Genomic DNA, 13228 nt, shown 5'->3' with positions numbered 1-13228 from the left:
AGTAGCCAGGGTAGAACGTACGGGTGCGTGGGAGTTAGATCTCGTCAACTAAACTGTTCGCCCCCTACTTGTAGAATGATGTTTGAGGCTGGTTGGGACATATGATCTCGTATAACAAGCGAAGCTATGGAACTACAGGAAGGTTAGGGGTTACTGGCGAGTACAACAAAGGGAGAGATAATTATTGAATCCAGTAGTTGGCCTAGATGGCCAAAGGGGAAAGTGAAGCTCAAGCCTTTTTAGATAAAGACAGGCCTTTTGGGAAAAGCTTCAGTGTGAAGCATACCAAGGAGGACTTTGATTCAATTGTTTCTTTCTTGAGAGGAATAGAGAGAGATACCGGGGTTCGGCCAGCGGTCATTCTTGAATCTACAGGACATTACCATACACCAATTATTCAATGTCTTGAGGACAGTCAATATCTATACATCTTGGTAAATCCGATTATTTCATATCAAGCCAAGAAACAAGCCTTAGGAAGGTAAAGACGGATGCCGTTGATGCATATCATCTGTGTGTTCTTTATTACAAGGAAGAATTTGAGCCTTATAAGAAAAGAGGACTAAGACTTCTAAACGTGAGAACATTGTCAAGGCAATACGAAACCGTTACGAACCTTTACATCCAGGCAAAACTTCAGTTCCATACGATTCTTGATCAGATATTTCCTGAATACAGGGGAGTCTTCGGGGACTTATTTTCGAAAGTTTCTCTCAAAATCTTAAAGGAATTTCCAACATCCGAAGATGTACTGATGGCAGGGGGAGCAAAGATTATCGCACGAATTGAGGAAAGGCGTATTAAACGATCCCCAAGTTGGATGAGGGAGAAGGCAGTCAAATTAATGACTTCGGCTAAACGGAATCCTTTCCAACAAGGTGTTTATGAAAGCCAGTTATTCAGTTTGGATATGTACATCACTATGCTCCTTCAATACCAAGAACACCTATCCAGCTTGGAGTGGCAGATAGATGTCCTGGCAGAAGAAATTGAAGAATGTAAGATAATCCAATCAATTCCCGGTAAGGAGAAAAAATCGCGGCCACGATTATTTCTGAAATCGGGGAAATTGACCGGTTTAATCATCCAAAAAAACTTGTAGCTTACGCTGGAATAGATCCGAGTGTCCATTCATCAGGTAAGTTTACAGCTACGATAAATCATATTACTAAACGAGGTTCAAGCCGGTTACGACACGCTTTGTATATGGCCGTATTATGTGGAATAAGAAGCTCTCGAAACAAGAAGTTAAAAGAATATTATGATCGAAAACGAAATGAAGGAAAACCCTCAAAAGTAGCGATGATAGCTGGTGTAAATAAACTCCTACACTGGATTTTTGCAATACTAAAACAAAATGAGCAGTTCCTGGATTTGGCTTAATCCACAAAAAAATACAGCATATGAAAAACCTTCCAACAGTATTTGGAGGGTTATTTGGCCTGTCGTTAAAAAGTATACCACGAGAGATAATTCATTTTAATAAAAAACTATTGACTCCTATTAGCTGGTTTACTTAAAGAACTTCAGCTGACATTATAACGGGTTCTCTTTTGGAGTACAAAACAGAAAAAAGTAATGCAAATAGCCAGCTAATTCGCATATGAATTAGCTGGCTTATTTTTGTTGTTATATCAACGTTTATTGGGTTTTTTTGTTCGAATTAGCACCCCAATTGGCATAGGTTTTAGCAAGATGACAATAACTTCTGTCACTCTGCGTTTTGGTATGCAATGCACTTGTTAAAAGACTTACCAATTTTGGTGAAAAAGGATTAAAAGACGGTAAAATCGAATATATAATAAAGTTAAACATATCCTGCGTTTATTCAACAAACGTAGCAGGATTGTGGAATAAAGAGGTATTAAAAATGAGAATAGAGAAGGTCTTATAACTCAAACTTTTTAGGAGGAGCCATGACACATTTACCTATTCTTGTTGAAGCTTTTTTTAATAACAACGATGTAAATATTACTTCAATAGATGAATTAAGTGGAGTAAACCCAGGAAGAGGAATGTTTTCTTACAGGGTTAACTCGAAAAATAAATCATACATTTTAAAGAATTGTACACAGAAGAGAGAATATGATATCTATACAAAGCATGCATCCTTTTTTAAGAACAACAACATCAATATCCCTGAGATTTACTTCTCTTGTAAAGAAGATGGGAAGCATTGGATTATTATTGAAGACATCCCACATCCATTCTCAAAAAATCGCTGGAAAGCAGATTCTGAACAAATATTCATGCTGTATAAATTACATTCAAAGAGTTTGAATTCCGAAATTACAATAAAGGTACCTTATCAATTTAATTGGGATGAGGAATTGACCGAAAGAGTCCAGCATTTACTACCTAATGAATTAACAACTAAAATTTATTACTTAAGAGAACAATCAAAAGACTTGTTTACACCTTCTGCTGTATATCTGGTGACCCAAATCCCACAAATTGGGGAGTCCGAGACAATGGTGAGCTAGTTTTATTTGATTTTGAACGTATTGGTTATGGTAACCCAGCTATTGATTTAGCTATTCCTATGCCAGGCTTTGGAAGTGAAGATGGATCATTAGAATATGAAATTGCAAAAAAGTACATTTCACATTGGAAAAACAATACTATTACATTTCCTTTTTCCGTTAATGAATTAACAAAACAGATTCAATTAGCAAAAGCGTGGAGTGCTCTAGATTATTTGGCAAATAATCATAAAACAATGAATCAACAGAACCTAGCCTCATTTCTTCAACAATTAATTAAACACTGGAAGTAAAGGGGTTACCGCAATGGAGTCAGATCCATCATATATTCTTGAGCGAATTGTTAAAGAACTGGGTGTGGAACAGATCGTTGAATTACTGACTGATCGAATACCAGAAACCGATTTATACACGCTCTTACTTTATGTTTTTCGAGAGAAGACCCAGAGGTTAGTTCCCAGCGAATTACTTAAAAGGTACCAGGCAAACCGTTCGGTGCATCCTGCTTCAGTTGATCCTATCCAGATAAAGCAACTAGAACTAGATATTTTGAAAATAGCAAGCAACCATTTCGCTACACCAGTTCAGTTATCTCCCGTGGCTCCTTTAGGATCTTGTTCTGTTGTAGCGACAGTCGATCAAAATAAAGTGCTTTCTGCAATCAGAGGAACTGAAGTAGTGTCAGACGCGACCAACCTTCTAGCTTTGCATATTAGCGATTTGTTAAAATCGCGCAAAAAGAGCAACAGGGAGGACTATATCCGCTTATGCACAACCCATCGACATGTTAGAACTCAATATTTTAATAATCCTGGAATGTTTCCACATTTTCATCTGTTCTGTATGGTCACTTCTGGTACAGATACAGGTTCTTATCAGTTCGAAAAGCAATCATTTTGGGAGCCCATTAGCGTGTACCAAGATATATTCCAATCATTGTTCCAATCAGATATTGAGGTTATCCTAAGTGGCCGTGATGGTTATAAAGATTCCGAAGGGTTGCTGCGGAGAGTTGCACAGCTTGGGAAACGGTTTTCGATTAAAGTATCAATAAAGGAGCCTAATTTACAAAATCAGTATTATAAAGGTTTACAATTTACTGTCATCACGAAGATAAACGGAGAAGAACATAACATTGGTGATGGTGGATTCGTCGATTGGTCTCAAAAATTACTGGGAAGTAAAAAACAACGGTTGATTATTAGTGCCATAGGCTTAGATAGGCTACTTTTGTAAATTGGTTATTACAGTACAGAGGATCAACTAAAGCACTGCTTCATTTCTATATTTTCGGGTGTTTTACTTGAAAAAATATTTCAACTGTTAAGCACACAGGAATCAAATAAAAGAAAGCAACTTGTTGTGGTTGCTTTCTAATTATTATTCTTGATTGTCTGCTGTTTTTGATTCTATGTTAGATCTGTCAATTGACTTTGTATATTTTTCTTTGTTACCAGATTGGTCTGCATCTGTTCGTGTATTCCATATACTATATTTAAATGTATTTTCAATTTCTTTGTTTTTACTTGGCATTATTAATCCACCTCCAATAATTAGTTTCAAAATTCCTGTCCTTCTTTCGATTCTAGAAACGAATCGATTGATTCATCCAATAATCTTTCCCGATTAGGATCTTCATTAATATCAGTATCCATTTCCATTTCTTGTTTAAATATGCCGTATGTATCATCTTCTTTATTTTGATTACTATGTTGGACTGGTTTAGTTCGATTATTTTTTTGATGTGTCATGTAATCTCCTTCTGTAACAAGTATTTTAATTTAGTATGAACAATTGATCCAATATAATCCAATTCTTTTTAAATCAAGCATTAAAAGAGGTAGCATAGAGGAAAAACCACCTTCATTGTTTTCAAAGGTGAGTGGGGTTGCCAAGTATCTCCCCCCGCGAAAATTCACGGCTCGAGCAACATGTGTCTGTTGGGCAATATCAATGCCTACAATAAGATGTTGGGGAGAAATTCGTTCAATAAGTTGAGAATCTCCAACAGAATGCTGGAGATTCTTAAGATTATTTTTTAAACTTATCCGGAAACTGCTTCACAACTCCCGCAGAAATAGTATCAGCCATTAGGATTATATGTGTGACCCCTTCGTCAATTGAAACGATTCTTGCGTTCCAATCTTTTGCTAAGCTTGCAGATAAATCATTTGTCACTAATTTCAGATGCATATACAGCAAATTTTTTAGATCTTCATTTTTCAAATAGGGGTTGGCACCGCTAAGGAAAGCAGCTATTTCATCAGCATTTCTATACCATTCTTTGTTTAGCTGATTCACCAAGGCTTCATTTCCGCTTTTAGCCGCATCTACAATCTTTCCCGCAATAACAATATGCTCCTTAAGCAAATCCGTAAGTTTGTTCCCAGCTTTCTCTCCGTATACCGGCTTTACAGCATTACCAATATCCTCCTGATTTTTCAGAAGCCTAGTCAGTACCTGTTTTTGATCCTCCGCTCCTGCAGTTGTTGCACTTGTAATATAATTACTTGTCCACAATACATGATCAATCCAAAGTCTCCTGAATTTATTTTCGAACTTTACCTCAGATTGGCTAATGCATTGTACCTGCGGTTTAGCGTAGGCACTTGTTCCAGCCACCATGTTTAGAGGAAATAACAAAATAAATCCCATCAACAATAATTTTTTCATAAAACCTTCTCCTTCCAAAGTTAAAAAGTGCCCTTTTTATTATTGATATATGGGATTTTTTTATTCCTAAAAATTGTTCAACCTTCTGAACTAGTCAATAATATTTATTTGAATGATTATAAAAGTATTAAGTATTATAAAGTGGATTCAAACATACTAGGTGAATTGATTTTTGAAGAGAGTACAGGTAAATACACGGTAGAAGTCGCATTGAAATATGTTTATAATGCCGAGAAAATGCTTCTTCGAATTGAAGAAGAAGTCCATGGACAAGTAAACGTGTTATGGGATAGGAATAATACAGAATCTGAATTGATTAATGAAATCATTAGCCTATTAAAACAAAGTTATTCAACAAATGAAGTTAATAAATTTATTACAAGTTTACCGAATGAATTGGCTAAAAAGTTAATGTTGAATTATAAATTAACTGCATAATCAAGTTGAAGCCTTGTAATTACTCAAGGCTTTTTGTTTTACCAAGTTTTTGGCAGCTTATCCATTTTTCTCTCCTTTTCATCAGTTCGACTGATCGTTATAATGACGCAATTGTACTCCAAATTTTTTCCCAGTGTAGATTATAAAATCAAGGGGAATACTAAAAAGTAATTTATATCTAAAAATGTCTGAAAGGATGATGAATTTGCTAGATGAAAAAACGATTAGTATTGTTCAATCTACTGCCCCTGTTTTAAAGGAACATAGTAAAGAAATTGGAAGAAAATTTTATACACTACTATTTGAAAAAGCCCCTGACTTATATAATATCTTCAATCAAACTAACCAGAAAAGGGGCCTCCAACAAGAAGCATTGGGATATGCGGTGTATGCGGCTGGAGAACATATTACAAACCTTGGCGCGATCAAACCCGTTATAGAGAGAATATCTCAGAAACATCGGGCGATTGGAATCAAAGCGGAACAATATCCTGTCGTAGGTGAAACGTTACTGCAAGCTGTAAAAGATGTATTGGGAGACGCTGCTACAGATGAAATCATTGAGGCTTGGGGTAAAGCATACGGATATATTGCGGATGCGTTTATTGAACTAGAAAAAAAGCTTTACGAAGAGACTGAACAACAGACGGGAGGTTGGAGAGGATATAGAGATTTTTATGTCGATAAAAAGGTAAAAGAAAGCGAAGATGTAACTTCCTTTTATTTAAAACCCAAAGACCAAAACGTAATTGCTACATACAAACCCGGACAGTACCTTACGATCAAGGCAGAAATTCCTGGTGAGAAGTATACACACATTCGTCATTACAGTCTTTCTGAAGCCCCAGGGAAAGATTATTATCGAATTAGTGTGAAACGAGAAGATAAGAATACCCCTGAAGGCATTGTCTCGAATTATCTACATGAGCAAATTCAAACCGGAGATACGCTTCCATTTTCTGCTCCGGCAGGTGATTTCGTACTGGATAATAACAGCACCCCTATTGTCTTTATTAGTGGTGGTATTGGAATTACTCCTGTTTTAAGTATGCTCAATGCTGTGGTATCTGAGCAACCGAATCGACAAGTAACATTTATACACGCAGCCCAGAATAGTCAGTACCACCCTTTTAAAGACCATGTAAAACAGCTAGAAAACAATCATTCAAACTTAAAATCGTTGGTTTGTTATGAAGCACCTACCACCGTTGATAAACAGAGAGGGGATTTTGATAAGGAAGGGTATATTGATATGGATTTTCTAAAATCCAATGTATCAACCAAGGATTCTGATTTTTATCTTTGCGGGTCTCTTCCATTTATGGATGCCATTATTAGGGCCTTAAAGGACTTGGAAATACCTACGGAGCATATTCATTATGAATCATTTAGCCCAGTGGCTATTTTAGGAGAGGAATAACCTTACACGATTAATATGTGCTAAAATTGGATCGCACAAAGACGAAGTTCACTACTGTGGATTCCACCTTGATATTTTAGAACCTCCCCAGTGGGCAATCCAAAGCATTCCTTCATCGTCTATAGTCATCCCATCAGGGAGCCCTTCATCGTCGACGAAGTAGATAACATCAATGGGATTTTCTATATGTCCAGAGTTTAGATCATTATAGACAGGTACGATGATAATTAAGATGATCGGGAAAGGTCCCCTGTTTAGACCGAACCAGTTTCAAAATTATGAAATTCGTTTGATATATACGTCATTGATGCGGGTATCAGTATAAAAAAAGAGTGCTGTCCAATAAGTCATAAAAGTAGCCAGCGGATGCCTGTTACTTTCAGTAGATTGCATTTCCAAACTTGGACATGTACTTTGTCAGGCCTCTGCAGTAACCATCTGCATACTCTACCCTAGTTTTGATCTGAAACACGCAATTGCTCCAGCAACAATATAAAGGATAGCTGTGCCGACTAATATATATACATTTTCGAAAAAAAATATGAAAGTTAGAACCCCTATCATTATTATGGAGATGCCATATGCAATGTGATTTATTTTATTTACTAAACAGCTTAAAACTAATGCAATGACTTGAATCAACAGCATAATAAAGACCCCAATTGTAAATAGATAATCAATAGGGGGCTTGATTGCAATAGTAATAAAAACCATCAAATAAATAATTGTTCCAATACTACTACCAATAAGCCCCAATACCATTTCGGCAGTTCTTCGCATCGGTATTCCCTCTTTTGCTCCAGATTTAGATAAGATCAAAATGTTTGGATGTACTATATGCAACAACAGCATGCTTTTATAACGCAAAATGCTTTATATACATATACTTTACAAAAATATTTACACAATTGTTATTAACGGGTCGGTTTATGAATTACAAATAATAAAGATCTTTCATTTGTTTATGCCTAAGTGAGAACTTTCACACGATGAAATAATGGAAGTGATTCGTGCGTTTGGAGAAACAACAAGACGAGCCATTGAAGCTGGTTTTAATGGTGTTGAAGTTCATGGTGCACATGGATTTTTACTTCAAAATTTCTTCTCTCCTTTCTTTAATAGACGTGAGGATGAATGGGGTGGCTCTCTAGAGAATCGCTTGCGTTTCCCATTGGCAGTCGTTCAGGAAAAGAAAAATGTGATTGAAAAATATGCAACAAAGCCGTTTATTTTCGGATACAGAATATCTCCTGACGAACATGAAGAAGGCGGTTTGAGAATGAAGGATACCTACGAATTAATTAATCGTCTTATTGAAGCAGATGTTGATTATGTACATGCTTCTTTGGCTGATGCCCTTTCCTCAAAGCCAGTCGATAGTCAAGGTGAAAAAACATATCTTGAATTAATTGTTGAACATGTAAACGGCAGAGTTCCAGTAATAGCGGCTGGTTCTATGGTTACTGCTGATGATGTTGCAACAGCATTAGATAAGGGTCTATCCCTAGCAGCGATTGGTCATACGTTAATCATGAATCCAGACTGAGGTTGTCATTATTACGGGTTCCTCAAGTGGGATTGGAGAAGCTACTGCAAAAGAACTTGCATTTAAAGGTGCGAAGCTCTAGCGGCTCGTCGAGAAAATCAATTAAAGAAATTATCAAAATAATGGAGGGCAAGCTATTTATAAAGTGACCGGATGTTGCCGCACCATGAACAAATGGAAGAATTAGCTGAATATGCTCTTAAAGATTTTGGAAGATTGATGTAATGGTCAATAATGCAGGAGTAATGCCGCTATCACCTGTTCATCAGAAAAAAATTAATGAATGGGATACGATGATTGATGTGAACATCAAGGGTGTACTTTATCGTATTGCTGCTGTTCTTCTATCTATGAAAGAAAGAAAAGAAGGTAATATCATTAACGTTTCCTCTATAGCTGGTCATTTAGTATTCCCTGCAGGCTTAGTTTATAGTGGTACAAAGTTTGCTGTTCGTGCCATTACAGAAGGTCTTCGTATAGAGGAGGCTAGCAACAATATTCGTACAACCACTATCTCGCCAGGAACTATTACTACAAAATTACTTGAAGCCATTTCAGATCCAGAATTAAAATCTGCCATCGTTGAAGATAGCAAAATTGGAATCGAGCCTGCAAGCATTGCTCGTTCCATTGCATTTGCATTTGCAATTGAACAACCATCAGATGTAACGATTCATGAGATGTTGTTCGTCCAACCATTCAAGAACTCTAAAAAGAAAATCTTTGTAATGCAGCAGCCCACTTTTTTGGGGTTGCTTATTTGGTATTTAAGACATTAATACAATTAAAATGGAGATTGAATTTTAAGCTTGTGAAGCTTTGTACTTAAACAAAAGGGTAGCTTTACTTCATTTCCAGGAGCTGATCAGAAGCTCCTTTTCTTGTGCAACTAAAGGGCAGGATAGTTTAAATAAGACGTGTAAAGATATATGTTAAAATTTTAATAATAAAGGGGGAGAAATGATGAAATTTTATATTGCATCTAGCTTTAAAAATATAGAAAAAGTTAGATATGTTAGTAAAAAGTTAAAAGATAAAGGATTTATCCATACATATGATTGGACTGTAAATGGAAACGTAACAACATTGGAAGAACTAAAGACGATAGGTCAAAAGGAGAAAAATGCTGTAATAGAAGCTAATTTTGTTGTAGTTTTATTACCAGCAGGAAAAGGAAGCCATACTGAACTAGGTATTGCTATTGGGAATAACAAAAAAATTTATCTTTATTCACCAAACAAAGAAGTAGACAATCTTGAAACAACCAGTACATTTTATCAATTACCTGAAATTGAAAAGTGCTTTGGAACCATAGATGAGTTGGTAGATATTATAGACTTAAATCAAAAAGCTTATTAAGCTAACGGTGAGCGTTAGCTGAAGATCGGAGCTATCTTTAAGGCGGCTTTTTCTTATGGAACTAAAGAGGCAGTTTAGTTTAAGTACATTTCTTCACAAACTTATTCATAAGCCTATCCCTAAAAAAAACGCATCAAATTAATTGACTCAATGCGTTTGTAACTAAATAGTCGCCTGCTTTTTTTGTGAAGTCGAGACCGTTTGTATTACTAATCATCATTTTGGTCACTTTAACATGTAAATCAAGTCCACCAAAATGAGCGAGTTCTTGGTCATCAACTCCTTTACCAGTTATTTTTAAATTAATTAAATCTTCTTGAGAATAATCACGTGTCTGGCTAAAGTCTAAGCTGTCAAATTTGATAAAAACACCTTTGAAGCTTAAAAATGGGCTTTTTTGACGAAAAGTTTTATTGACAAATGACGCTATTTAGTAATACTATATACTAGTAGTCAGTAACACTGAACATAAGTAACACAAAATACCCGTGTTACAGAGTACTGAAAAAAATATATGTGCAAATATAAATGGAGGTAAAAAGTTGGAAAATATCACGGAAATGCTGAAAGGGGTGCTTGAGGGTTGTGTGCTTGAAATCATCAGCCGTGGCGAAACTTACGGCTATGAAATCACGCAACAGCTGCGACAACTTGGCTTCACTGATGTGGTTGAAGGCACAGTTTATACGATTACGATGCGGCTTGAGAAAAACAATCTGGTGGACATCGAGAAAAAGCCATCCACTATGGGACCGCCGAGAAAATTTTACACACTCAACGCAGCAGGTCAAGAGCAGCTTGAATTTTTTTGGAAAAAATGGGATTTCGTCTCAAGCAAAATTAACGAACTTAAAACTAAAATAAAATTAAAAGGAGAAGTAATATGAGTATTTTTGAAAAAATTATCGGAAGTCTGGATGACAAGCGGGAATGGAAGGCGATGGAGGCGCGTGCAAAGGCACTTCCAAGTGAGTACCACAATGCTTACAACGCTATCAAAAAATATATGTGGACCGCTGGTGGGACCACCGACTGGAAGGACAGCAGCCGTATCTTTGGCGGCATTCTCGACCTCTTCGAGGAAGGTGCAGCGGAAGGCAAGAAAGTCACTGACCTCACGGGCAAGGACGTGGCTGCTTTCTGCGACGAGCTAGTGAAGGACTCGAAAACTTGGGTGGACAAATATCGCACGAAGTTGAACGATACGATTGGTCGTGGCTAACGGCGAAATCCTAGTGGATTTTCGCCTAGCATCGGCACTAACGACGCAAACCTTCAATGGGGAGGACTTGGCTTCCTTTGCCGACGAACTAGTGGCAAACGCTAAAACCTATGTCGACAAGTATCGTGAAGATTTGAATCAGAGTATCATGAAGCGATTGGGAAAAAAGTAAATCAATAGATATTCTTACTGAATAGCTGGTTACAAGTGTAATATGTCACCTTCAATATTCAGTTATATTTTTAACCCGGTAGTAAGTAATACAGAATATCAGTGAGACTGAGTAGAAAAGGATAGGCTATCTAGCGCCTTGATGCGCTTTTAATAAGGGGGAAAAAGTATGAGCAATGCAGCGATTTCTGTAAAAGGGTTAAAAAAATTCTTTAAAGATAAGGAAGTCTTAAAGGGGGTGGATTTTGAGGTGCGGCGTGGCGAAATTTTCGCACTGCTGGGCTCAAATGGAGCGGGCAAGACGACGACGGTCAACATCCTCTCTACGCTGATGAAGCCCGATGGCGGCGAAGTAGGTATTTGCGGCTTTGACGTCCAGCGTCAACCGGATCATGTTCGCCAGAGCATCAGCCTGACAGGGCAGTTCGCAGCTATAGACGGCATGCTCACCGGGCGGGAGAACCTGATGATGATCGCCAAGTTGCGGGGAGTTTCTAATCCCGCTCAGGTCGCCGATAATCTGCTTGCAAGATTCAGCCTGACCGATGCGGCGAACCGCCGGGCGGATAAGTATTCCGGCGGGATGAAGCGCCGGCTTGACATCGCCATGAGCCTGATCGGGACGCCAGCAGTCATTTTTCTCGACGAACCGACGACAGGGCTTGACCCCGAAGCGCGGATTGAAGTCTGGGATACCGTGAAGGAGCTTGCCGGCGGCGGAACGACCATCCTGCTGACGACCCAGTACCTGGAGGAAGCCGAACAACTGGTAGACCGTATCGCCATCTTGCATGGCGGAAAAATCATCACGACCGGTACCCTTAGCGAACTCAAAGAGATGTTCCCGCCAGCGAAAGTGGAGTACATCGAGAAGCAGCCGACATTGGAGGAAATTTTCCTCGCGATCATCGACAAAAAGGAGGAGATGTAAATGAAAAGCAATACAGGGGTATTACTAGGGCGTTTAATGCGGAACATCATGCGAAGCCCGGATACGATTATCACGGTGGCGATTACGCCGATTATGATGATGCTGCTGTTTGTCTACGTATTTGGCGGAGCTATAGAGACGGGCACGGACAACTACGTCAATTATTTATTGCCGGGAATCTTGCTGATGGCTATCGCATCCGGCGTCGCTTACACTTCCTTGCGGCTGTTTATGGATGTAAAGAGCGGGCTGATGGCGCGTTTCATTACCATGCCCATCAAGCGCTCATCGGTATTGTGGGCTCACGTGTTGACTTCGCTTGTTTCCAATGCGCTTACGGTCGTGGTGGTTATCCTCGCCGCGCTCTTGATGGGCTTCCGTTCCAGCGCTAATATCCTGGATTGGCTCGCTGTAGCTGGGATACTCGGGCTTTTTACGCTGGCGCTGACATGGCTCGCGGTCATACCCGGATTGAGAGCGGGGTCTATGGAAGGGGCGACAGCCTTCTCGTACCCGCTGATTTTCCTGCCGTTTATCAGTTCGGCCTTTGTCCCCACCGAAACCATGCCTAAAATTGTCCGTGCGTTCGCTGAGAACCAGCCCGTGACTTCAATCGTGAATGCGATTCGTGCCCTCTTGTATGAAGGGTCTTTTGGCAACGGTATTTGGATTGCGCTTGCCTGGTGCGTTGGCATTATGGTCATCGCTTATTTCATCGCCTGTAAAGAATTTAAACGCCAGTTAGGGTAAGTTCATCATCGTTCGATGTCTCGTGCAACTAAATCTTCCGAAATAAAGTATATGTTTGGAAAAAGCACGGATTTTCAGTGTTTTAATTATTTGTCATGTACTCAGGGGCAATTCCTGGAATAAGAATTGTGCTTTTATTTTTAATTGGACCATTTTATGAAATAGGACTTTTAAACAAAAATGGACTTAAAAAAGTTTTATTAGGGTGAGATTGTGAAGAAATGTACTTAAACTA

The 13228-nt window shown here is 38.4% G+C and carries 12 protein-coding genes and 6 pseudogenes; 12 read left to right on the top strand and 6 right to left on the bottom strand.

From position 1 onward, the window contains the following. Nucleotides 1-184 precede the first annotated feature (184 nt). The 3 genes and pseudogenes from ABHN01_RS16125 (at nucleotide 185) to ABHN01_RS16115 (ending at nucleotide 3719) form a co-directional block, all read left to right on the top strand. Nucleotides 185-1383, top strand: a pseudogene (locus ABHN01_RS16125) (IS110 family transposase). Nucleotides 1384-1916: 533 nt separating this feature from the next. After that, nucleotides 1917-2483, top strand: a complete 567-nt coding sequence (locus ABHN01_RS16120) for a hypothetical protein (RefSeq protein ID WP_429876371.1) — start codon at nucleotides 1917-1919, stop codon at nucleotides 2481-2483. Between the two features lie 306 nt (nucleotides 2484-2789). Further along, nucleotides 2790-3719, top strand: a complete 930-nt coding sequence (locus tag ABHN01_RS16115; protein WP_429876370.1) for a hypothetical protein — start codon at nucleotides 2790-2792, stop codon at nucleotides 3717-3719. 144 nt (nucleotides 3720-3863) lie between these two features. On the opposite strand, the gene ABHN01_RS16110 is transcribed toward ABHN01_RS16115, so the two are convergent. The 4 genes and pseudogenes from ABHN01_RS16110 to ABHN01_RS16095 all read right to left on the bottom strand — a co-directional run bounded on the left by ABHN01_RS16110 (nucleotide 3864) and on the right by ABHN01_RS16095 (nucleotide 5156). After that, on the bottom strand, nucleotides 3864-4016 hold the full coding sequence (locus ABHN01_RS16110) for a hypothetical protein (RefSeq protein ID WP_175501979.1): 153 nt from the start codon (nucleotides 4014-4016) through the stop codon (nucleotides 3864-3866). Between the two features lie 26 nt (nucleotides 4017-4042). Beyond that, on the bottom strand, nucleotides 4043-4234 hold the full coding sequence (locus tag ABHN01_RS16105) for a hypothetical protein (RefSeq protein WP_091009723.1): 192 nt from the start codon (nucleotides 4232-4234) through the stop codon (nucleotides 4043-4045). Between the two features lie 101 nt (nucleotides 4235-4335). Continuing rightward, a pseudogene (locus ABHN01_RS16100) lies at nucleotides 4336-4531 on the bottom strand (hypothetical protein); the annotation flags it as partial. After that, entirely contained in the window at nucleotides 4515-5156 is a 642-nt protein-coding gene (locus ABHN01_RS16095) for a glycosyltransferase (protein WP_429876369.1), read from the bottom strand. The gene ABHN01_RS16095 and the pseudogene ABHN01_RS16100, both read right to left, overlap by 17 nt. Before the next feature lie 165 nt (nucleotides 5157-5321). On the opposite strand from ABHN01_RS16095, the gene ABHN01_RS16090 reads away from it, so the two are divergent. Both ABHN01_RS16090 and hmpA read left to right on the top strand, forming a co-directional pair. Continuing rightward, complete coding sequence (locus tag ABHN01_RS16090) at nucleotides 5322-5594, top strand: hypothetical protein (RefSeq protein ID WP_429876368.1); 273 nt, start codon at nucleotides 5322-5324, stop codon at nucleotides 5592-5594. A 205-nt stretch (nucleotides 5595-5799) separates the two neighbouring features. Beyond that, nucleotides 5800-7014, top strand: coding sequence for an NO-inducible flavohemoprotein (gene hmpA, locus ABHN01_RS16085; RefSeq protein ID WP_429876367.1), 1215 nt, complete (start codon nucleotides 5800-5802; stop codon nucleotides 7012-7014). Between the two features lie 57 nt (nucleotides 7015-7071). Here hmpA and ABHN01_RS16080 read toward each other — a convergent pair. Together ABHN01_RS16080 and ABHN01_RS16075 are read right to left on the bottom strand one after the other, a co-directional pair. Then, nucleotides 7072-7206, bottom strand: a pseudogene (locus ABHN01_RS16080) (SMP-30/gluconolactonase/LRE family protein); the annotation flags it as partial. 255 nt (nucleotides 7207-7461) lie between these two features. Beyond that, complete coding sequence (locus ABHN01_RS16075; protein WP_429876366.1) at nucleotides 7462-7794, bottom strand: hypothetical protein; 333 nt, start codon at nucleotides 7792-7794, stop codon at nucleotides 7462-7464. Between the two features lie 196 nt (nucleotides 7795-7990). Between ABHN01_RS16075 and ABHN01_RS16070 the strand changes: the two are divergent. The 7 genes and pseudogenes from ABHN01_RS16070 to ABHN01_RS16040 form a co-directional block, all read left to right on the top strand. Then, nucleotides 7991-8557: pseudogene (locus ABHN01_RS16070) on the top strand (NADH:flavin oxidoreductase); the annotation flags it as partial. Next, nucleotides 8550-9272: pseudogene (locus ABHN01_RS16065) on the top strand (SDR family oxidoreductase). The pseudogenes ABHN01_RS16070 and ABHN01_RS16065, both read left to right, overlap by 8 nt. Before the next feature lie 251 nt (nucleotides 9273-9523). Beyond that, nucleotides 9524-9919, top strand: coding sequence for a group-specific protein (locus ABHN01_RS16060; RefSeq protein WP_429876365.1), 396 nt, complete (start codon nucleotides 9524-9526; stop codon nucleotides 9917-9919). A 542-nt stretch (nucleotides 9920-10461) separates the two neighbouring features. Further along, complete coding sequence (locus ABHN01_RS16055; RefSeq protein ID WP_429876364.1) at nucleotides 10462-10806, top strand: PadR family transcriptional regulator; 345 nt, start codon at nucleotides 10462-10464, stop codon at nucleotides 10804-10806. After that, nucleotides 10803-11313, top strand: a pseudogene (locus ABHN01_RS16050) (DUF1048 domain-containing protein). The gene ABHN01_RS16055 and the pseudogene ABHN01_RS16050 overlap by 4 nt, the downstream one beginning before the upstream one ends. Nucleotides 11314-11481: 168 nt before the next feature. Then, the gene (locus tag ABHN01_RS16045) at nucleotides 11482-12243 is read left to right on the top strand and encodes an ABC transporter ATP-binding protein (RefSeq protein WP_429876363.1); all 762 of its coding nucleotides are present in this window, start codon (nucleotides 11482-11484) and stop codon (nucleotides 12241-12243) included. Then, complete coding sequence (locus ABHN01_RS16040; protein WP_429876362.1) at nucleotides 12244-12993, top strand: ABC transporter permease; 750 nt, start codon at nucleotides 12244-12246, stop codon at nucleotides 12991-12993. Nucleotides 12994-13228: the final 235 nt, after the last annotated feature.

Source organism: Fictibacillus sp. NRS-1165, assembly GCF_050468105.1.
GTDB classification, from domain to species: Bacteria; Bacillota; Bacilli; order Bacillales; family Fictibacillaceae; genus Fictibacillus_C; species Fictibacillus_C terrinigri.
The sequence above is the reverse complement of the archived record's forward strand: the minus strand, read 5'-3'. Positions and strand labels throughout refer to the sequence as shown.

Coding starts and splice junctions, on each gene's coding strand:
- ABHN01_RS16120 (WP_429876371.1), top strand. CDS start 1,917: ATGACACATTTACCTATTCTTGTTGAAGCTTTTTTTAATAACAACGAT.
- ABHN01_RS16115 (WP_429876370.1), top strand. CDS start 2,790: ATGGAGTCAGATCCATCATATATTCTTGAGCGAATTGTTAAAGAACTG.
- ABHN01_RS16110 (WP_175501979.1), bottom strand. CDS start 4,016: ATGCCAAGTAAAAACAAAGAAATTGAAAATACATTTAAATATAGTATA.
- ABHN01_RS16105 (WP_091009723.1), bottom strand. CDS start 4,234: ATGACACATCAAAAAAATAATCGAACTAAACCAGTCCAACATAGTAAT.
- ABHN01_RS16095 (WP_429876369.1), bottom strand. CDS start 5,156: ATGAAAAAATTATTGTTGATGGGATTTATTTTGTTATTTCCTCTAAAC.
- ABHN01_RS16075 (WP_429876366.1), bottom strand. CDS start 7,794: ATGCGAAGAACTGCCGAAATGGTATTGGGGCTTATTGGTAGTAGTATT.
- ABHN01_RS16060 (WP_429876365.1), top strand. CDS start 9,524: ATGAAATTTTATATTGCATCTAGCTTTAAAAATATAGAAAAAGTTAGA.
- ABHN01_RS16045 (WP_429876363.1), top strand. CDS start 11,482: ATGAGCAATGCAGCGATTTCTGTAAAAGGGTTAAAAAAATTCTTTAAA.
- ABHN01_RS16040 (WP_429876362.1), top strand. CDS start 12,244: ATGAAAAGCAATACAGGGGTATTACTAGGGCGTTTAATGCGGAACATC.